Below are 19,549 nucleotides of genomic sequence, written 5' to 3'. Positions count from 1 at the left end.
GCTATAAATAAGAGGGAGGAAGAAAGAGATGAAAATTACGTCTTTTGATTTTTGGCAAAAGTTCGGGAAAGCATTGCTAGTTGTTGTAGCAGTTATGCCAGCAGCTGGTTTAATGATTTCAATTGGTAAACTAATCGGTATGTCTGCTGGGGATATAAATGCAGTACATACGATTGCTAGAGTAATGGAAGACATCGGTTGGGCAATTATTACAAATCTACATATTTTATTTGCAGTAGCAATCGGGGGATCTTGGGCGAAGGATCGTGCAGGCGGTGCATTTGCAGCACTATTGGCATTCATCTTAACAAATCGAATTACAGGAGCTATATTTGGTGTAAACGTTGCAATGTTAGCGGATTCAAAAGCAAAAGTTTCTTCATTATTAGCGGGTGATTTAGTTGTTAAAGATTATTTCACTTCAGTACTTGGTGCACCAGCACTGAACATGGGAGTTTTCGTAGGGATTATTACAGGGTTCTTAGGAGCTACTTTATATAACAAATACTATAATTATAATAAATTACCACAGGCATTAGCGTTCTTTAACGGAAAACGATTTGTACCATTTGTTGTAATTGTATGGTCTACAGTTACTGCGATTGTGTTATCACTTTTATGGCCATTTATCCAAAGCGGATTAAATGAATTCGGTCGTTGGATTGCAGCATCAAAAGATAGTGCGCCAGTTGTTGCGCCGTTCGTATATGGGACATTAGAGCGTTTATTATTACCATTTGGATTACATCATATGTTAACGATTCCGATGAACTATACGGAGCTTGGCGGAACATATACGATGTTAACTGGAGCAAAAGTTGGTCAGGTTGTTGCAGGACAAGATCCATTATGGCTTGCATGGATTACTGATTTAAATAACTTGTTAGCAAAAGGGGATACAAAAGCATATCACGATTTATTAAATAATGTTGTGCCAGCTCGTTTCAAAGCTGGACAAGTTATCGGTTCAACTGCATCATTAATTGGTATCGCATTTGCGATGTTCCGTAATGTCGATAAAGATAAACGTGCAAAATATAAACCAATGTTCTTATCTGCAGCATTAGCAGTATTTTTAACAGGTGTAACGGAACCAATTGAATTTATGTTCATGTTCATTGCACCAGTATTATATGTTGTATATGCAGTTATAACAGGACTTGGATTTGCGTTAGCGGATTTGATTCACTTACGTGTTCATGCTTTTGGTTTTATTGAGTTACTTACACGTACACCAATGATGATTAATGCAGGATTAACAAGAGACTTAATTAACTTTGTTGTTGTATCAGTGATATTCTTTGGTTTAAACTTTACAGTATTTAATTTCTTAATTAAAAAATTCAATTTACCAACGCCAGGACGTGCTGGTAACTATATTGATAATGAAGATGAATCTTCAGAAGGAACAGCGAATGTAAAAGAAGGTTCTTTAGCAACAAAGGTTATTGATCTGTTAGGCGGAAAAGATAATATTGCTGATGTCGATGCTTGTATGACACGTCTGCGTGTAACAGTAAAAAATTTAGATATTGTTGCACCAGAAGCACAGTGGAAGCAAAATGGAGCTTTAGGTCTGATTGTAAAAGATAAAGGTGTTCAAGCGGTATATGGTCCGAAAGCGGATGTATTAAAATCAGATATTCAAGATATGTTAGGTGCATAATGAATGAAATTACTAACGTTAAACTGTCACTCTTGGCAAGAAGAGAATCAATTAGAAAAAATAAAATATCTTGCTAAGGTAATTCAAGAAGAGGATTATGATGTCATTGCATTGCAAGAGGTTAGTCAGTCTATACAAGCTCAAAGCATATGTGAGAACAAGAAAGAAGATAACTTTGGTCTTGTATTACTTGCAGAACTTGAAGCGCTACATGTAAGAGGTTACGATATCGTTTGGGATTTCGCTCATATTGGCTATGATATATATGAGGAAGGATTAGCAATTATAACGAAGCATCCAATTATCGAACAGAATTCTTTCTTTGTATCAGAAAGTAAGGATACATCCTATTGGAAAACACGTAAAATTGTGAGTGCAACAATCTCTTATAAAGATAAGAATATAACATTTTATTCTTGTCACCTCGGTTGGTGGAATGATGAAGAAGAAACATTTCAAGGACAAGTAGATTGTTTAATGAAGCATGTGAATGGAAATGAACTTTCTTTCTTAATGGGAGATTTTAATAACAATGCTCGTTTGCAAGGAGAAGGGTATGATTATCTCATGCAAAAAGGTCTTTATGACACATACAAATTAGCCATGCAGAAAGATGAAGGAACAACCGTGCAAGGAGAAATTGCTGGTTGGGATGAAAATAAACAAAACTTACGAATTGACCTTATTTTAAGTAACAAGTCAAAAACAGTTACTTCTTCAAAAGTCATTTTCAATGGTGTGAATCGAAATGTTATTTCAGATCATTTTGGAGTAGAAGTTCAATTGGATATATAATATAGAAGAAATCCTCACAGCGATTTAAGAGCTGTGAGGATTTCTTCTATAAATACAAGTATTTCCAAGAGAAAATACTTGTATTTTTTATGACATTTCCTGTATATTTGTTATCATTGAATGTAAAACCAATTTGGTCATTTTGTATGCATACTTTTTTTACTTCGTTATATAATGAAGTAAGTAAAAGATTTAATTGGAAAAATAGTACATTTTCGTTTAATCCACGATGTAGAAAATGATATAATGGCAAAATGCATGTATCATTTTCTAAAGAAGGAAAAATATATAATTAGGTGATAGCTTATATGAAACAAATATGGCGTATTTATACGACAGACTTACGGAATGTAGCCAAACATTGGGCTGCGATTGTAATTGTATTAGGGCTGATGGTTTTACCATCTTTATATGCATGGTTTAACATTAAGGCTTCTTGGGATCCATATGGAAATACAAAAGAAATCCCAATTGCAGTTTCTAACGAAGATGCGGGGGCAAACTTACGAGGAAAAGACATTAATATCGGGAAAGAAGTTGTAGATTCACTTAAGAAGGATAAGAATTTTAACTGGAAATTTGTTGATGAAGAACAAGCAGTTTACGGAGTGGAACGTGGAGATTATTACGCAAGTATCACGATTCCAAAAGACTTCACAGAAAAAATTACGACTGTTATTAGCGATAACCCGAAAAAACCAGAACTTGATTATTTTGTGAATGAAAAAGTAAATGCCATTGCACCAAAGATCACAGCAAAAGGTGCATCAGGTATAACAGAAGAAATTAGTAAAAACTTCGTTAAAACAGCGAATGGTGAGATTTTTAAAATTTTTAATGATCTTGGAATCGATTTAGAAACAAACTTACCAAGTATTGAAAAGGTAAAAGATCTTGTATTCAAGTTAGAAGCACAATTCCCAGAAATGAATAAACTTGTGGATACGGCATTAACAGATGCTGACAAAGCACAAGATCTTGTAAAAGTCGCACAAGAGAATTTACCAGTAGTGGAAAGTGTGATGAATGATGGGCAACAAATGACGAAAGATTTGGATGCATTCTTTGCAAGAAATGGTCAAACGTTAGAAGATGCTCCTGGGGTCATGAAAAATAATTTGACTGTATTGAAAAAAGGGATGGATGGTGCAGCAGCTGCTACGGATTTCTTGATGCATCCAGGAGTTGATTTAAATCTAGATATTCCAGACCTTCCACAAGTTAATGTAGAAGGATATAAAAATATAGCAAAAAATATTAATCAAACAGTAAATAATGTTTTTGGCTCTGCCCGTGTGGGAACAGCATATGCGCAAAGCGTTATGGATGGATTACAAAATGGGAAAATTGATCCAGGGATAGCGAAGAAAAATATAGAGGCTGTTTCTAATAATCTTCAGACGCATACTGATAATGTTTCTTCTGTGATTGCTATGATGTCTAAGCTTGAACAGAGTGCACCAACTGATTTTGGTAAAGATTTCTTCGGTACAAGAGTACAACATTTAACAGCGATTAGAGACTCGATGCAAGATGTAAATAATAGAATTAAACATGTTGGAGATTTAATTAGCTCAGGACAAGAAGTAAAACAAGATGTGGTTGATGCAATCAATCAAAAGTTAAATGCAGTAAATGGTTTAATTGATCAAGCTGAAAAAGATTATAACGAAACTTTTGTAGCAGATTTCCAAAAGGCAGTTAGCACAGCCGAACAGTTGAAAAATCAGTCGAAAAATGCGACAGAAGATTTCAAAAAGGCAAAAGACGATTTGAAAAACAAAGGTATTAACGGACTAGATGGTACAAAAACCGCTTTAAATAGTTTAAATGGTCAATTCCAAGCAGGTATGAATATGATTGATGATATGATACCTGTCTTAAATGATTTAAATAAAATTTTAGGTGATGTCAATAGTGATAAAAATGTTAACGATCAGATTGCTAAGTTAAACAAAGCAAAAACTGATCTTCAAAAAGGGATGGATTTAACGAATAAAGGAATTGCTGCTATTGATAAAGGGCAGCAACCAGCAAAAGATGTCATTGAAAGCATTAACCAAGTATCAAAAAGTGTTTCGGCACAATTAGGTGATATTTTAGCAAAATACGATTCAGAAATCGTTCCAAGCTTTAACGCAGCAATTGCACGTACAAAAGAGATGTCTAAAAATACATCTAAACTTTTAAGCGATGCAAATAAAAAGCTTCCAGATGTAAAAACACTACTTGAAGATTCATCAAAAGGTTTAGTAGAAGGCAAGAAGAAAGTTGAAGATATTAAAGCTGAGATGCCGGCTGCTGAGAAAAAGATTAAAGAATTAGCAAATAAAATTCGTGAATTTGATTCACAAGAGGATATAAAAGACATCATACATTTATTGAAAAATGATGTTGAAAAGCAAAGTGATTATTTTGCAAATCCAGTGAAATTAAAAGAAAATAAATTATTTGCGATGCCAAACTACGGTTCAGCGATGTCACCATTCTATACAGTGCTTGCACTATGGGTAGGGGCATTGTTAATGGTTTCGTTATTAACAGTAGAAGTACACGAAGATATAGACTATAAGAGCCATGAGATTTACTTTGGACGTTTCTTAACGTTCTTAACGATAGGTCTTGCGCAGGCGTTTATCGTGGCGATGGGAGATATATTCTTACTTGATACGTATGTAGTTGATAAGTTCTGGTTTGTTCTATTCAGCTTATTCATTGGTGGAGTCTTTGTTTGTATCGTATATTCACTTGTTTCTGTTTTCGGAAACATTGGGAAGTCGATGGCAATCATTTTACTCGTACTGCAAGTAGCTGGATCAGGCGGAACATTCCCAATTCAAATGCTTCCAAAATTCTTCCAAGCAATTTATCCGTTCTTACCGTTCACATATGCAATTAGCGTGATTCGTGAAACAGTGGGCGGAATGCTTTGGGATATTGTGATAAGAGATCTTCTTGTATTAAGTGTCTTTGTAGTAATCATGCTTGTACTTGCATTAGTACTGAAAACACGAATTAATAAGTCGAGTGAAAAGTTTGTTGAGAATGCAAAAGGAAGTAAAATTATTCATTAAAAATAAAAGGTTCCTACTGAAAACGGTAGGAACCTTTTTGTTTAATCAAATTTTAATTTTTTTAGTGCTTCTGCTAATGCATTATTCAATGGTTCTTCTTCTTTTTGTTGTTGTTTCATATATTTTTGGACGTCTCGTTTATCGGCTTTGTTGCCCGATTCTTTCTTGCGTCTTTCTTGGAATGTAGAAAGTTTTTCGCGATAGCCACATTTACATGCGAAGATTTGACCAGCTCCTTCACCACGAAGCTCTAGTTTCTTTTTACACTGAGGACAGCGTGCATTTGTAGTGCGGGATACATTTTTACGATGACCACATTCACGATCTTGGCATACAAGCATTTTACCTTTTTTACCGTTTACTTCTAACATTGGCTTGCCGCAGTCTGGACAAGTTTTCGTTGAAATGTTGTCGTGTTTATATTTTTTATCGCTCGATTTAATTTCAGCAACAATCTCTTTTGTATAGTTTTTCATTTCTGAAATAAATATTTCTTTTTTTAATTTCCCTTTTGCGATCGCTTCAAGTTTTTGCTCCCATTCACCAGTTAGTGTAGGAGACTTTAACTCTTCTGGTACTAAATCAAGTAACTGACGACCTTTGGATGTAATGTGAATATCTTTACCACGTTTTTCAATTAAAAATGAATTGAATAGCTTGTCGATAATATCTGCGCGTGTCGCTACAGTACCTAATCCACCAGTCGATTTTAACGTATCAGCAAGTTGTTTATTTTGATTATCCATATATTTTGTAGGATTCTCCATTGCTGAAAGTAAAGTTGCTTCGTTAAATCGTGCAGGTGGTTTTGTTTGACCTGATGTTTGCATAATTAACTTTACAGTTAATATATCGCCTTTTTCAATGCGAGGTAGAAGTTGCTCTTTTACGTCATCAGTTACATCATCGTCTTCAAATCGATTTTCGTATACTTCCTTCCAACCAGCATGTAAAATTGTTTTTCCGCGTGCAATAAACGTTTCATTACCAACTTTTGTACGTAACGTTAGTTGCTCGTATTCGAATGCCGGGAATAAAACAGCTAAGAAGCGTTTTACAACTAAGTCATAAATTTTACGTTCTTTATCTGTGAAAGCTGAGAAGTTTACGTAGCTCTCTGTTGGAATAATCGCGTGATGATCGCTTACCTTACTATCATCAACAAATGATTTATTAGATTTTACAGGTTTCTGCAATACTTTATGTGCTAAAGGACGGTATTCTCCGACGCCACATGCCTTCAGACGCTCTGGAAGTGTTCCAACGATATCAGATGAAATATAGCGTGAATCTGTACGAGGATACGTTAGCACTTTATGTTGCTCATACAATTTCTGCATAATGTTTAATGTTTCTTTAGCAGAGTAACCGAAGATTTTATTTGCATCACGTTGTAGTTCAGTTAAATCATACAGACCAGGAGAGAATGATTTCTTTTGTTTTTTATCAATTTCCACAACAGTAGCATTTTGTTTATCTAGATTCTTTACGATACCATCAATTTTTTCTTTATTAAAACTACGACTATTCCCTTTTGCATCTTGCCAAGTTAGTTTTAATTTATTAGTTGTTTGAGCTTCGATACCGTAGTATGTTTGAGCTTTAAAGTTTTTAATTTCATCTTCACGACCAGCAATAATAGCTACAGTTGGTGTTTGTACACGCCCACAGTTTAATTGAGCATTGAATTTTGTTGTTAATGCACGAGTAGCATTTAAGCCAATATACCAATCTGCTTCAGAACGAGCAACGGCTGAGGCGTATAAATTGTCATAAGCTTTACCTGGTTTTAAATTGTTAAAACCATCTTTAATTGCTTTGTCTGTTACAGAAGAAATCCATAAACGCTTAATTGGTTTATTTACTTTTGCTTTTTCAATTATCCAACGTGCAACTAATTCACCCTCTCTTCCTGCATCGGTAGCCACAATCACCTCATTAACATCATTTCGACTAAGTTGATGTTTCGCAGCATTAAACTGTTTTCCCGTTTGTTTTATCACAACTAATTTCATACGTTCCGGAAGCATTGGAAGATCTTCAAGATTCCATGTTTTATATTTATTATCATAAACCTCAGGGTCTGCAAGCGTCACCAAATGCCCAAGAGCCCAAGTCACGATGTATTTGTCACCTTCTAAAAATCCATTCCCTTTTTTTGTACACTTTAATACTTTTGCTATATCACGTGCAACTGATGGTTTCTCAGCAATTACTACACTCTTTGCCATTTATTCAAACTCCTTTACTAACTATATACCGTTTAATATACCACAGATTTCAAGAAGAGCAGTAAGGAACATCTTCTATTTGGCAGTCATAATTGACATAGCTTGTTTAAGAATCTCTACTTCTTGTCTTAATTTCTTATTCCCTCTATAAACCTCATTAAACTGCTTTGGAGTAACTATCACGTGCTGTTTTGAATACAACTTAATCCATTTTAAATTTTCGACATCTAAATCCCTGCGATGCAGAATAAAAAGTAACTTACACTCGTATGCTCATTCTGTTTTTACTTCGCATGTGGCGGAAAAAGGCCCTGACCGCGTCTATGCATGGCCAGATGCTCTCTCCCACTTAAAAAGAGGGGTTTTTGATGTATATATAATTGTATGAAAAAGTAAAGCACTTGTTATTTTACTAGAATAAGAGTAGACTCTGGAGTAGATGAATAAGAAAACACATGGGAGTTTGCGGATGCAGACTGAGAGTACGGCTAATCTGTCGTTGACCATTTGAACCTGTTGGATAATGCCAGCGTAGGGAGAGTGTAAAAGCACATGTTCAGGCACTTTGCATACGCGAAGTGTCTTTTTGTGTATCTCCCATTATTAAGTTAGGAGATGAAAAGAATGAATTTACAAGAAATCGCAAAAGTAGTGGAAACAGTGAGAGAGACGAATCCACTTGTACATAATATTACAAATGTGGTTGTAACAAACTTTACGGCCAATGGTTTATTGGCATTAGGGGCATCACCTGTGATGGCGTATGCAAAAGAAGAAGTAGCAGAAATGGCTAGCATTGCAGGAGCGCTTGTTCTAAATATGGGAACACTTCGTCCTGAAGAAGTAGAAGCGATGCTCATTGCTGGAAAAGCAGCAAATACACATCATGTCCCGGTGTTGTTTGATCCAGTTGGTGTAGGAGCGACTTCATACCGAACAGAAGTTGCAAGACATATACCAAGTGAAGTAAAGTTAGCGATGATTCGCGGGAACGCAGCAGAAATTGCCAATGTTATTAATGAAAAGTGGGCAATTAAAGGTGTGGATGCTGGAGCTGGAAACGGTGATGTAGTAGGGATTGCAAAACAAGCAGCTGATGAATTAGATACAGTTGCGGTGATTACTGGAAAAGAAGATATTGTTACAGATGGAGAGCGAACATTTATGATTCGCAATGGTCATCAAATTTTAACGAAAGTTACAGGAACAGGTTGTTTATTAACTTCTGTAATGGGAGCATTCGCAGCCGTTGAACAAAATTATGTGAAAGCTGCAGTTGCTGCATTAACGTTTTATGGTGTAGCGGCGGAACTAGCTGCTGTTAAAACAGTAGAGCTAGGGCCAGGAAGCTTCCAAATTGAATTTTTGAATCAGCTAGCAAACACTACTGCAGCTGATATTGAACAGTATGGAAAGCTGCAAGAGGTGCAGTAAGAAGGGGGGAGGAAAAATGGCGCGTATTGAAACACAACAAATGTCCAAGTTATTGCAAGTATATTTTATTATGGGGAGCAATAACTGCCAAAAGGATCCATTGCAAGTAATGAAAGAAGCGCTAGATGGTGGAATGACACTTTTTCAATTTCGTGAAAAGGGTGAAGGAGTGTTAGCTGGAAACGAACGATTGCGTTTTGCAAAGCAGCTACAAGCGCTTTGCAAAGAATATGGTGTGCCTTTTATCGTAAATGATGATGTGGAATTAGCGATTGAACTAGATGCAGACGGCGTCCATGTCGGACAAGACGATGAAGGAATCACATCAGTTCGTGAAAAAATGGGAGATAAAATTGTTGGAGTGTCTGCTCATACAATCGAAGAAGCACGTTTTGCAATTGCAAATGGCGCGGATTATTTAGGAGTAGGGCCTATCTTCCCGACAAATACAAAAAAGGATACAAAAGCAGTTCAAGGGACGAAAGGACTAAGGCATTTTAGAGAAGAGGGTATCAGGGTACCGATTGTTGGTATTGGTGGAATTACAATTGAAAATGCTTCTTCTGTTATCGAGGCAGGGGCAGATGGAGTTTCCGTTATTTCCGCAATTAGTTTAGCAGGTTCGGCGTATGAAAGTACGAAGAAATTAGCTCAGCAAGTAAAAAAATAATTTATTTATAAGAAAGAATGAAAAAGATCACGCAACATAGCAAGTGTTGTGTGATCTTTTTTTAGATATAATTCTTGAATATTCAGTTTTATCTCAGTGATCTAATGGTATAATTTAGAAAAAACAAGGGAGGAATCTTTGTGATAAAAATAAAATTTGTAGAGCTACAAAATGAACTGTTCAAGTTGTTTGAAAAAAGGGATTTTGAGGCCATGCATAGACTTATTTATAAAGCGCAAAAGGATTTCCCTGAAAGGCTAGATAAAACGAGTTTTTGGAAGGCATGTGCTTATTCCCTCCAAGGTAAACAAGAGGAAGCTCTCGCTATTTTGAATGCAGCTTTAACAAAAGGAGTTTGGTGGAATCCAGATACCTTAATGAGTGATCCAGACTTACATGAATTACAAAGCAGAGAAGAATTCAAACTGATTGTAAAGAAATGTGAAGCTATTTTAAATAATCATCAATTGAATTCTAGTTCTAAATTATTTGTGTATGGAAATGAAGGTTCAAACACTGGAATATTTTCGTTACATTGGAGAGGTTCAGATGTAAATGATTTTGCACCGTATTGGTATGATGATGAGTTGCTTCATGAGTATATTTTAGGATTTCCGCAGTCCTCACAAATATATGGAGTGAATTCTTATTGCTGGGATAAGCGCGATATAGCTATAAATGATATTTCTACAACGTTTCGTGACTTTAAAGAGAAGTATAATATGGAACAAATCATCATTGCTGGTGCTTCTCAAGGAGGGAACTTAGCAATAGAGTTAAGTTTAAATGATAATCTGTTAGCTACTAAGGGATTTATTGCTGTTATACCAGCTATTCGAGACATAGAGTCTATAGAAAAGTTGATTCAGACAAAGCAGGTAGCTAATTTGAAAGGATGCATGATTACAGGAGATAAAGATCCCTTTTATAAGAAAACAATTGAATTAATGTCTATATTTGAGAAGTATGATATCAAGTGTAAACTAATTGTGAAAGAAGGATTAGGGCACCTTTTTCCAGATGATTTTACAAAATTGTTATCAGAAGCTGTTCAATATATAGTAGAACCAAACTAGATCATGACAAATACTTAAAAATGAATTGGGCTTGATTTAGAAAGTCGTATAAAACAAATCCTGTCGCTCAAACTAATATATATGAACATATATCGATTCGGAGGCGAATGCATGATTTCTTTACAGGATATTATAGCTGCTTATGAGAAAATGAAAGGCATTGTACATATAACACCACTAGATTATTCAAGTACATTTAGCGAGTTAGCAAATAATGAAGTGTATTTAAAACTTGAAAATTTACAAAAGACGGGTTCTTTTAAAGTACGTGGTTCTTATAATAAGATGGTTTCTCTTGAAAAAGGAGAATTAGAAAATGGAGTTGTTGCAGCATCAGCTGGAAATCATGCGCAAGGAGTCGCCTATTCTAGTAATATGCTCGGTATTCCCTGCACGATTGTAATGCCAAAAGGTGCACCGCTCAGTAAGGTACTTGCGACGAAGAGATATGGTGCGCATGTGGAACTACAAGGGGATGCATTTGATGATGCTTTGGCTTATGCATTAGATTTGAAAGAAGAAACGGGTGCAAAGTTTGTTCACCCGTTTGATGATGAAGCAGTGATTGCTGGTCAAGGAACAGTGGGATTAGAAATTATGCAGCAACTTGATGATGTTGAAGCTGTTATTTGCCCTGTTGGAGGTGGTGGTTTAATTGCAGGTGTTGCGATGGCGATTAAAGAGCAAAAACCGTCGGTGAAAATATATGGCGTACAAGCACTTGCTTGTCCAGGGATGAAGCAATCACTTCAGGAAAAGAAAGTGATAACAGTAGATGGGGCACCGACTATGGCTGATGGTATTGCAGTAAAAAGGCCAGGAGATTTAACATTTCAACTTGTACAACGTTATGTGGATGATATTTTTTGTGTAGATGAAATGGAAATTTCGAGAACGATGTTAATGTTACTTGAGCGCAATAAATTATTAGTAGAGGGATCGGGTGCTAGTTCATTGGCTGCTTTACTCTATCAAAAAATCCCAGTGAAAGAGAAGAAAATTGTGCCGGTTTTAAGTGGTGGCAATGTTGATGTAAACTTCATTGCACGTATCATTGAGCATGGCATGGTTGAAGCCGGACGCTTTGTTCATATTGCAACAATGATTAAAGATAAACCAGGATATTTGCAACATTTACTTGAAATCGTAACAAGTTTTGAAGCGAATGTATTGAATATACATTTAGAACGAATTGGAACAAAGGTGTTCCCAGGGTATGCGCAAATCCACTTGTCATTAGAGACGAAAGATAAAAATCATATTGAAGAAATATTAAGTGGAATAGAAAGGAAAGGGTATCACGTAGAGGTTATTGAATGAAAGTTTTAAACAAACGTTTGATTAAATGAAAAAAGCACAAACTTGAAAAAAAGTTTGTGCTTTTCGTTCGTTAAAACATGATTGAAATGAGTAGCATTCCAATTCCAATGGAAGTAAATGTTGCAATAAGACCAGGAATCATAAAACTATGATTTAATACATACTTACCGATATGTGTTGTTCCAGTGCGATCAAAGTTAATCGCAGCAACAATGGTTCCGTAGTTTGGAATGAAGAAATAACCATTTACTGCAGGGAACATTGCAATGAGAAGTGCCGGTGAAATGCCAAGTGATAATCCAAGTGGCACGAGAGCACGTACTGTTGCTGCTTGGCTATATAGTAAGATTGATAAGATAAATAGTGCGATAGCGAATAGCCATGGTGCACTTGTTACTAAGTGTTGAATGGATCCTTGAATTATATTCAAGTTTCCGTTAAAGAATGTGTCTCCCATCCAAGCGATACCAAAAATGGCAACGACAGCTGTCGCTCCTGCTTTAAAGACATTGCCAGATACAATACTTTCCACATTTGGTTTACAGAAGATAATAATAAGAGCAGCAATTGTTAACATGACCATTTCAATTGTGTTTGGCATGGAAAGTCGAACTAATTTCCCATCTATCATCCATCCTGGGCGAAGTGCTTCGAATGAACCGAGAAGAACAACAAAAATAGTTGCGAATAAGAAGAGAATAACAGATAACTTGGCGCCCTTTGTACCTACAAACTCTTTCTTTTCTTCAAGTTTAGGAATCCTGCCTTCTTTTAATCGTTTCAAGTATTCTGGATCTTCATTTAACTCTTTTCCCATTTTGCTAGCAACAAAAGCTGCGAACATACAAGCAATAAAAGTAGAAGGAATACTTACTTTTAAAATATCTAACAATGTAATTTTATAATCAGCTAGCATTGCTAAAAGAGCAACAGTTGCAGCAGAGATTGGACTTGCTGTAATTGCCTGTTGTGAAGCAATGACGGCGATTGACATCGGGCGTTCAGGTCTAATCCCTGATTCACGTGATACTTCTGCGATAACAGGAAGTACAGAATAGGCAACATGACCAGTTCCAGCGCACAACGTAAATAAATAAGTTACAATAGGTGCGAAAAATGTGATACGCTTTGGATTTTTACGCAATGCTTTTTCTGCAAGGTGGACAAGATAATCCATTCCCCCTGCTGCTTGCAATGCACCGGCAGCTGTAATTACTGCTAAAATCATCAACATAACGTCAATAGGAGGAGCTGTAGGTTGCAAGTGGAAGACAAATACGAGGATTGCCATACCGACCCCACCCATTACTCCTAGACCAACTCCGCCAAGGCGTGCACCAATGAAAATGCAGAGCAGTAAAGTAAGAAATTGTAGCCAAAACATGATAAACTACCTCCGGAATTCATAGGATTAGATATTTTTGAATAATTTAATTGGTGTGAAAATTAATAAAGTATTCAAATGAAACCGCTATTTATAAACCTTTTTTATTATATAACACATAAAAAGTAACATTCACTCTTTTTATAGAATTATTTTGATAAACCTTTTTATTTGAATTTTATATTTATATGTGCAAATAAGTGGACAATTTAATTTTTATGTTGTAATCTGTGAAGGAGAATATTTAATTCTCATAAAACTCCCATATCGTTCAACTCGTTCAGCGAGAAAGGCAAACTAATGGAAACATGAGGGCGCAAAACTATAGGAGCTAAGGTCAAAATAGACTAAGCTAGCCAGTTACCGGACGGATAGGGTTGGTCTTGACCAATGCTTTTTTTACATTGGTCTTTTTTTTATTTACACACCCTTAAATGAGTAGTGTTATCATTTCTGGGTGTTATTTATATTCCTATATCTTATTATACGAAAAATAAAGGAGATAATTTTGATGAAGAAATATTGGCACAAGTTATCGTTTTTACAGAAAAATGTATTATTAACCGTCCTTGTTATTTTAACGCTTGTTGCAAGTATGGGAGTACTCGGTTTTAATATGTTCCAAAACAACATGATGTCTTTATTTGAAAGACAATCTATTGAAACAGGGGACAGTGTATTAAATGAGTTGGACAAGCAAATGATTGAAGATATTGCGAAGGATCCTGCGAGTCAAAGAGTGAAGAAAGAGAAGCTAACGGAGCAACTAGATGGGGTTACAAAAAAATTGAAAAGCGTGGGACAAGCATATGTAATGGGTCCAAAAACGAATGAAAAGGGTGAGCCGCAAATTGTTGGTTTAAGCACCGAGGTAGCAAAGGCCTTAACTCTGAAACCAGGAGATTATTTTGATATGCCTGATCGTTGGATGAACGCATACCATAAAGTAATGGATACGAAGAAGGCACAAATGACAGAAGTGTATAAAGATGATTTGGGTTCATGGGTAACGATATTAGAACCAATTACTGATCAAGAAAAAAACATTATTGCAGTTGTTGCAGCTGATGTAGATGCTTCTATCGTTCCTAGTACAAAGCAAAAATTTATTATACAAGGCTTAATCTTTATTTCTATTTCATTAGTAATTGCTACTGTAATTCAATTTTTTATTGTCCGCAGTTCTTTAGCTCCGTTACAAGAGTTACGTGAAGGGTTACGTAAAGTAGGTGAAGGAGATTTAAGTATTCAATTACGAGAGCGACCAGATGATATAGGGATCATTAATACCTATTTCAATACTACAATTGAAAAATTTAAATCGATTATTGATAAAGTAAAGCAGACGGCAGAACAAGTTTCTTCTTCTTCACAAGAACTATCAGCAAGTACAGAGGAAAACAGCATGGCAGTTCAAGAGATTGCAAGCTCTATGGAAGGTTTAAATGAAGGAGCGCAGTCTCAAGAAGTTTCTGTACAAAAATGTTTACATATTGTACATGAGATGGGAAGTAAAATAGAAGAGATTACAGGTGCTGCTAAACAGGTTGCAAATGCGTCTGAAGGTATGGAGCAGCATTCAGTAGAAGGAAATGAAGTCATTGATCAAATCATTAACCAAATGAATTTGATTCAAAGTGCAGTGCAAGATCTATCTTCTATTATTTATTCATTAGAAAATCGCTCAAAACAAATTAGTGATATTGTAACTGTTATCACTGGAATTTCGAATCAAACAAATTTACTTGCTTTAAACGCTTCTATTGAAGCATCTCGTGCCGGGGAAGCAGGGAGAGGATTTGCTGTTGTAGCAGACGAAGTACGTAAACTAGCAGAACAGACTGAGGCATCAGCTAAAGATATTGCTAAATTAATTGGGGAAACACAAGCAGAAACTGAAGAAGCTGTAGTTTCGATGCAAAAAGGTTCGAAAGAAGTAGAATCTGGGATTACGCTTGTCCAGAGCAGTGGTGCCTTCTTCGAAAAAATCTCACAATCAGCACAATCTGTTACGAATCAAGTCAAAGACGTTTCTAGTAATTCAAATGATATTCTACAAAGCAGCCATGGAATTGCTCAAGTTGTTGATGAATTGTCCCATATTGCTAAGACATATGCGAATAGTAGCAGCAATGTAGAAGAGAGTATGAAAGAGCAAGAGATGTCTGTTCAAGATATCGCTGAGTTAGCTACATCCTTAAGTTGGCTTGCTCAAGAATTACAAGAACTAATTGGTGAGTTTAAAAGTTAATAGAATGTAAAAAAGGTGTGGTGAAAATCCACACCTTGTGCTTTTGTTTGTTCAATAAAATAAATCATGCTACAATGAAAACGAATTAAGAACCGGGGAGCCAATTGGCTGAGAGGATGTAAGAATACATCGACCCTCAACCTGATCTGGATAATGCCAGCGTAGGGAGTTACTTAAAGTGATGTAGCATATGTTATTTTATAATAACTTGCATACAAGGCTTTCCTACGTGATGGTAGGAAAGCCTTTTCTTTTTACAAACATATTTCATAAGGGGGATTTTAGCATGTCACAACAAGTTACAATTTCATTTTCAGTAGTACCGCAAGCAAAAACGAAAGATTTATATGCTGTTGTTGATAAAGCGATTGAAGTCGTACAACAATCAGGCGTTCGCTATGAAGTAGGAGCGATGGAAACAACACTGGAAGGAGAATTAGACGTACTTCTTGATGTCATTAAACGTGCACAACAAGCTTGCGTCGATGCTGGTGCAGAGGAAGTTATTACTTCTATTAAAATCCATTATCGTCCAAGTACAGGTGTAACGATTGATGAAAAGGTATGGAAGTATCGTGATGAATATGAAAAACCAGAAGCGATCTAACATAACAATTACAACGATTTGGCTTATCCTTCTCATTGCTATATGGGAAGGATCGGTTTCAATATTTCAAATTGAATCGTGGATTTTACCGAAGCCTTCTGCTATTGTACAGGAACTGATTGGAATGAAGGATTTATTGTTACCAAATACGCTGCAAACATTGCAAGAGGTTATCATCGGATTATTTTTTGCGATTCTGCTTGGAACGAGTATTGCTATTATTATGGATGTTATTCCACTCTTTCGCATTTTAATTAATCCGTTGCTCGTTATTTCACAAACGATTCCGATTGTGGTGCTCGCACCTTTATTTATTATTTGGTTCGGATACGGAATGTTGCCAAAGGTGATGGTTGTTATTCTTGTTTGCTTCTTTCCGATTGCCCTTAGTATTTTAGAAGGTTTTCAAACGGTAGATAAAAACATGCTCAAGTTATTACAAACAATGCGTGCAACAAAGTGGCAAATCTATCAAAAGGTAAAATTCCCTGCCGTGCTTCCGTATTTTTTCTCGGGATTAAAAATTGCTGTCACATATAGTGTGATGGGAGCGATTATTGGGGAGTGGCTTGGGGCAAGTGAAGGATTAGGAGTTATGCTCACAAGAGCGACAAAATCCTTTTTAACTGCTCGTGTCTTCGGTATCGCAGCTATTATCGTCATGGTGACATTGCTCTTGTATTTTATCGTAGAGTTTATGGCAAGAATAACAGCACCATGGATATACAGAAAGGAAGACAGAAAATGAAAAAAGGCTTAAAAGTTATGCTAGCTGCACTGCTCGCAGTAGGTGTTGTTGGTTGTAATCCAGCGAAGAAAGAAGAAAGTGCAGATAAAGGGAAGAAAGTAAAAGTTGTTTTAGACTGGTTCCCAAATACAAACCATACTGGTTTATATGTAGCAAAGACGAAAGATTATTATAAAAAGCAAGGTTTAGATGTAGAAATTATTCAACCGGGTGATAATGTATCAGCAGAGCAAATGATTGCTTCAGGAAAAGCAGATTTTGGTGTGAGTTATCAAGAAAATGTAACATCTGCACGTGTTGAGGGAATTCCAGTAGTTTCGATTGGAGCAATTATTCAACATAACACATCTGCATTTGCATCTTTGAAAAAAGATAATATTACTTCACCGAAAGATTTTGAAGGCAAGCGTTATGGAGGCTGGGGAGCACCAGCGGAAGAAGCAACATTAAAAACAATTATGGATAAACATCAAGCGGACTTTAGTAAAGTAAATAAAATTGTGCTTGGACAAACAGATTTCTTTAAATCGATTGGTCGTGACGCAGATTTTGAATGGATTTACTATGGATGGGATGGTATCGAAGCGAAGCGTCAAGGAAAAGAATTAAATACAATTATGGTAAAAGATTTAGATCCAGCACTAGATTTTTATAGTCCTGTTATTATTACAAGTGAAAAGCATGCGAAACAAGATAAAGATTTTGTGAAAAAATTTATGAGTGCCACAGCGGAAGGATATAATTTTGCAATTAAGGATCCAAAAGCAGCTGCTGATATTTTAATCAAAAACGTACCAGATATTAATAAAGATTTAGTACAAGAGAGCCAAAAGTGGTTAAGTACAAAATATCAGGATGATGCAAAAGCATGGGGAGTACAAAAGGAAGAAGTTTGGACAAATTACATGAATTTCTTATATGATAACAAAGTTATTAAAAAGAAAATTGATGTAAAAGATGCCTTTACAAATGAATTCCTTCCAAGTGAAAAATGAGCGGATTACAAATAAAAGATGTTGTGAAGGCGTTCGATGGAAAAAATGTGTTAGAGAAGATTAGTGCTTCGATACACGAGGGTGAATTTGTTTCATTTGTAGGGCCAAGTGGTTGCGGAAAAAGTACGTTATTAAATATGATTGCGAGTGTTGAAGAGACGACTAGTGGAGAGGTAATGTATAATGATGAACTTGTTCAAAAACAAGATATCGTGAGTTATATGCCGCAGCAAGATTTACTGCTTCCGTGGCGTTCAGCTTTGCAAAATATTGTGCTTCCATTAGAAATTGAGGGAAAGCCGAAGAAAGAGCGTCTTGCAGAAGGAATGGAAGCATTAAAACAATTTGGTCTGTCTGAATATGCAAATCATTATCCAGATGCATTATCTGGTGGTATGCGACAGCGGATTAGTTTCCTTCGTACTTATTTATGTGAAAAACCTATTATGCTACTTGATGAACCATTTGGAAAGTTAGATGCTTTCACAAAAATGGAAGTGCATCGTTGGCTTCTAGATTCCTGGCATCAAGAGAAACAAACGATTGTGATGGTAACGCATGACTTAGATGAAGCAATATTACTATCTGATCGGGTGTTTATTATGTCACAAAGACCAGCAGCAATTGTAGGTGAGGTGAAAGTTAACTTACCTCGTCCTCGAACGATGGATATGTTAACATCCCTCGAGTTAAAAGAAGACAAAACGGAGATTTTAAGAGTATTAGCTCCTTATATGAGAAAGTAAAGAAAGCATCTGAACAGAGAGTGTTCAGATGCTTTTTATTACAGAGAAATGTTCAAAGAAAACGGAACAAAAAGAAAGGCATTAGCGATAAAAGCTAACGCCTTTTCTCTGTGATTAATATGATTTTCGATAACTCTTACATGAAAATTGTATGAATAAGCACTTTTATGATGCACATATACGCGTGCTTTTTCTATAGTTGTTGTTATATTTATATGAATACTATATAGATGCCTTTCCCTAATAGGCCACTATCTTTTTTATATGTATAGATAGTTTCAATCGGAACAACAATTATTTCTATAAATACAGAATAATGTGATTGATATAGAAAAACAAGGAATTTACAGGAAATTCATGTAAAATTCAATTCAACTTCATACGAACTTCATATAGAAAATTGAATATAATAATAATATATTTTACGAATTGAATTATATGTCTAATCTAAAAAAATAAAAGGTGAGAACTACGTAAAAAGTAAAAATCTCAGCTTAAAATTCAGACTGAAAAGGCCCTATCAGTAGAGAGAAAGACTTTCTCAATATGAAA

14 protein-coding genes and 3 riboswitches are annotated in these 19,549 nt (G+C 35.8%); of the genes, 12 read left to right on the top strand and 2 right to left on the bottom strand.

The window, feature by feature from the left end:
- Window positions 1-28 precede the first annotated feature (28 nt).
- From ACIQ7L_RS15065 to ACIQ7L_RS15055, 3 genes are all read left to right on the top strand, one after another.
- Window positions 29-1,666, top strand: a complete 1,638-nt coding sequence (locus ACIQ7L_RS15065) for a PTS transporter subunit IIBC (protein ID WP_400570296.1) — start codon at window positions 29-31, stop codon at window positions 1,664-1,666.
- Window positions 1,667-1,669: 3 nt separating this feature from the next.
- On the top strand, window positions 1,670-2,461 hold the full coding sequence (locus ACIQ7L_RS15060; RefSeq protein ID WP_400570294.1) for an endonuclease/exonuclease/phosphatase family protein: 792 nt from the start codon (window positions 1,670-1,672) through the stop codon (window positions 2,459-2,461).
- A 308-nt stretch (window positions 2,462-2,769) separates the two neighbouring features.
- Window positions 2,770-5,535 (top strand): YhgE/Pip domain-containing protein, encoded by a 2,766-nt coding sequence (locus tag ACIQ7L_RS15055; protein WP_400570293.1) that lies wholly within the window; start codon window positions 2,770-2,772, stop codon window positions 5,533-5,535.
- Window positions 5,536-5,576: 41 nt separating this feature from the next.
- Here the strand turns inward: ACIQ7L_RS15055 and topB are convergent, their stop codons facing one another.
- The gene (gene topB / locus ACIQ7L_RS15050) at window positions 5,577-7,766 is read right to left on the bottom strand and encodes a DNA topoisomerase III (RefSeq protein ID WP_400570292.1); all 2,190 of its coding nucleotides are present in this window, start codon (window positions 7,764-7,766) and stop codon (window positions 5,577-5,579) included.
- 445 nt (window positions 7,767-8,211) lie between these two features.
- Window positions 8,212-8,321: riboswitch (TPP riboswitch) on the top strand.
- Window positions 8,322-8,381: 60 nt separating this feature from the next.
- Here topB and thiM point away from each other — a divergent pair.
- The 4 genes from thiM (at window position 8,382) to ilvA (ending at window position 12,266) form a co-directional block, all read left to right on the top strand.
- Window positions 8,382-9,200: a hydroxyethylthiazole kinase gene (gene thiM / locus ACIQ7L_RS15045; RefSeq protein WP_400570290.1), complete on the top strand. Its 819-nt coding sequence runs from the start codon at window positions 8,382-8,384 to the stop codon at window positions 9,198-9,200.
- 16 nt (window positions 9,201-9,216) lie between these two features.
- A complete protein-coding gene (gene thiE, locus ACIQ7L_RS15040; protein WP_400570288.1) occupies window positions 9,217-9,870 on the top strand; it encodes a thiamine phosphate synthase in 654 nt (217 codons plus the stop codon).
- Window positions 9,871-10,010: 140 nt separating this feature from the next.
- The gene (locus ACIQ7L_RS15035) at window positions 10,011-10,946 is read left to right on the top strand and encodes a TPR end-of-group domain-containing protein (RefSeq protein WP_400570286.1); all 936 of its coding nucleotides are present in this window, start codon (window positions 10,011-10,013) and stop codon (window positions 10,944-10,946) included.
- Window positions 10,947-11,057: 111 nt separating this feature from the next.
- A complete protein-coding gene (ilvA, locus tag ACIQ7L_RS15030; RefSeq protein WP_400570284.1) occupies window positions 11,058-12,266 on the top strand; it encodes a threonine ammonia-lyase in 1,209 nt (402 codons plus the stop codon).
- Between the two features lie 70 nt (window positions 12,267-12,336).
- Here the strand turns inward: ilvA and ACIQ7L_RS15025 are convergent, their stop codons facing one another.
- Window positions 12,337-13,650, bottom strand: coding sequence for an anaerobic C4-dicarboxylate transporter family protein (locus ACIQ7L_RS15025; RefSeq protein WP_400570282.1), 1,314 nt, complete (start codon window positions 13,648-13,650; stop codon window positions 12,337-12,339).
- Between the two features lie 281 nt (window positions 13,651-13,931).
- A riboswitch (cyclic di-GMP riboswitch) is annotated at window positions 13,932-14,018 on the top strand.
- A 143-nt stretch (window positions 14,019-14,161) separates the two neighbouring features.
- On the opposite strand from ACIQ7L_RS15025, the gene ACIQ7L_RS15020 reads away from it, so the two are divergent.
- The 5 genes from ACIQ7L_RS15020 (at window position 14,162) to ACIQ7L_RS15000 (ending at window position 18,997) form a co-directional block, all read left to right on the top strand.
- Window positions 14,162-15,901 carry a methyl-accepting chemotaxis protein gene (locus ACIQ7L_RS15020; RefSeq protein ID WP_400570280.1) on the top strand — a complete coding sequence of 580 codons (1,740 nt, stop codon included), beginning with the start codon at window positions 14,162-14,164 and terminating at the stop codon, window positions 15,899-15,901.
- Window positions 15,902-15,984: 83 nt separating this feature from the next.
- Window positions 15,985-16,086, top strand: a riboswitch (TPP riboswitch).
- A gap of 101 nt (window positions 16,087-16,187) precedes the next feature.
- A complete protein-coding gene (locus ACIQ7L_RS15015) occupies window positions 16,188-16,508 on the top strand; it encodes an MTH1187 family thiamine-binding protein (protein WP_097898699.1) in 321 nt (106 codons plus the stop codon).
- Window positions 16,480-17,256, top strand: coding sequence for an ABC transporter permease (locus ACIQ7L_RS15010; RefSeq protein WP_141523251.1), 777 nt, complete (start codon window positions 16,480-16,482; stop codon window positions 17,254-17,256). The genes ACIQ7L_RS15015 and ACIQ7L_RS15010 overlap by 29 nt, the downstream gene beginning before the upstream one ends.
- Window positions 17,253-18,251, top strand: coding sequence for an ABC transporter substrate-binding protein (locus tag ACIQ7L_RS15005; protein ID WP_400570278.1), 999 nt, complete (start codon window positions 17,253-17,255; stop codon window positions 18,249-18,251). Before ACIQ7L_RS15010 ends, ACIQ7L_RS15005 begins: the two co-directional genes overlap by 4 nt.
- Window positions 18,248-18,997 carry an ABC transporter ATP-binding protein gene (locus ACIQ7L_RS15000; RefSeq protein ID WP_400570276.1) on the top strand — a complete coding sequence of 250 codons (750 nt, stop codon included), beginning with the start codon at window positions 18,248-18,250 and terminating at the stop codon, window positions 18,995-18,997. The genes ACIQ7L_RS15005 and ACIQ7L_RS15000 overlap by 4 nt, the downstream gene beginning before the upstream one ends.
- Window positions 18,998-19,549: the final 552 nt, after the last annotated feature.

Origin of the sequence: Bacillus sp. NPDC094106 (assembly GCF_044764345.1) — a bacterium.
Taxonomy (GTDB): Bacteria; Bacillota; Bacilli; order Bacillales; family Bacillaceae_G; genus Bacillus_A.
Note: the sequence above shows the minus strand (reverse complement) of the source record. Positions and strands in the feature narration are given on the sequence as shown.

What these genes read in the sequence shown, in the direction of transcription:
- ACIQ7L_RS15065 (WP_400570296.1), top strand. Translation starts at nt 29, where the DNA reads ATGAAAATTACGTCTTTTGATTTTTGGCAAAAGTTCGGGAAAGCATTG.
- ACIQ7L_RS15060 (WP_400570294.1), top strand. Translation starts at nt 1,670, where the DNA reads ATGAAATTACTAACGTTAAACTGTCACTCTTGGCAAGAAGAGAATCAA.
- ACIQ7L_RS15055 (WP_400570293.1), top strand. Translation starts at nt 2,770, where the DNA reads ATGAAACAAATATGGCGTATTTATACGACAGACTTACGGAATGTAGCC.
- topB (WP_400570292.1), bottom strand. Translation starts at nt 7,766, where the DNA reads ATGGCAAAGAGTGTAGTAATTGCTGAGAAACCATCAGTTGCACGTGAT.
- thiM (WP_400570290.1), top strand. Translation starts at nt 8,382, where the DNA reads ATGAAAAGAATGAATTTACAAGAAATCGCAAAAGTAGTGGAAACAGTG.
- thiE (WP_400570288.1), top strand. Translation starts at nt 9,217, where the DNA reads ATGGCGCGTATTGAAACACAACAAATGTCCAAGTTATTGCAAGTATAT.
- ilvA (WP_400570284.1), top strand. Translation starts at nt 11,058, where the DNA reads ATGATTTCTTTACAGGATATTATAGCTGCTTATGAGAAAATGAAAGGC.
- ACIQ7L_RS15025 (WP_400570282.1), bottom strand. Translation starts at nt 13,650, where the DNA reads ATGTTTTGGCTACAATTTCTTACTTTACTGCTCTGCATTTTCATTGGT.
- ACIQ7L_RS15020 (WP_400570280.1), top strand. Translation starts at nt 14,162, where the DNA reads ATGAAGAAATATTGGCACAAGTTATCGTTTTTACAGAAAAATGTATTA.
- ACIQ7L_RS15015 (WP_097898699.1), top strand. Translation starts at nt 16,188, where the DNA reads ATGTCACAACAAGTTACAATTTCATTTTCAGTAGTACCGCAAGCAAAA.
- ACIQ7L_RS15010 (WP_141523251.1), top strand. Translation starts at nt 16,480, where the DNA reads ATGAATATGAAAAACCAGAAGCGATCTAACATAACAATTACAACGATT.
- ACIQ7L_RS15005 (WP_400570278.1), top strand. Translation starts at nt 17,253, where the DNA reads ATGAAAAAAGGCTTAAAAGTTATGCTAGCTGCACTGCTCGCAGTAGGT.
- ACIQ7L_RS15000 (WP_400570276.1), top strand. Translation starts at nt 18,248, where the DNA reads ATGAGCGGATTACAAATAAAAGATGTTGTGAAGGCGTTCGATGGAAAA.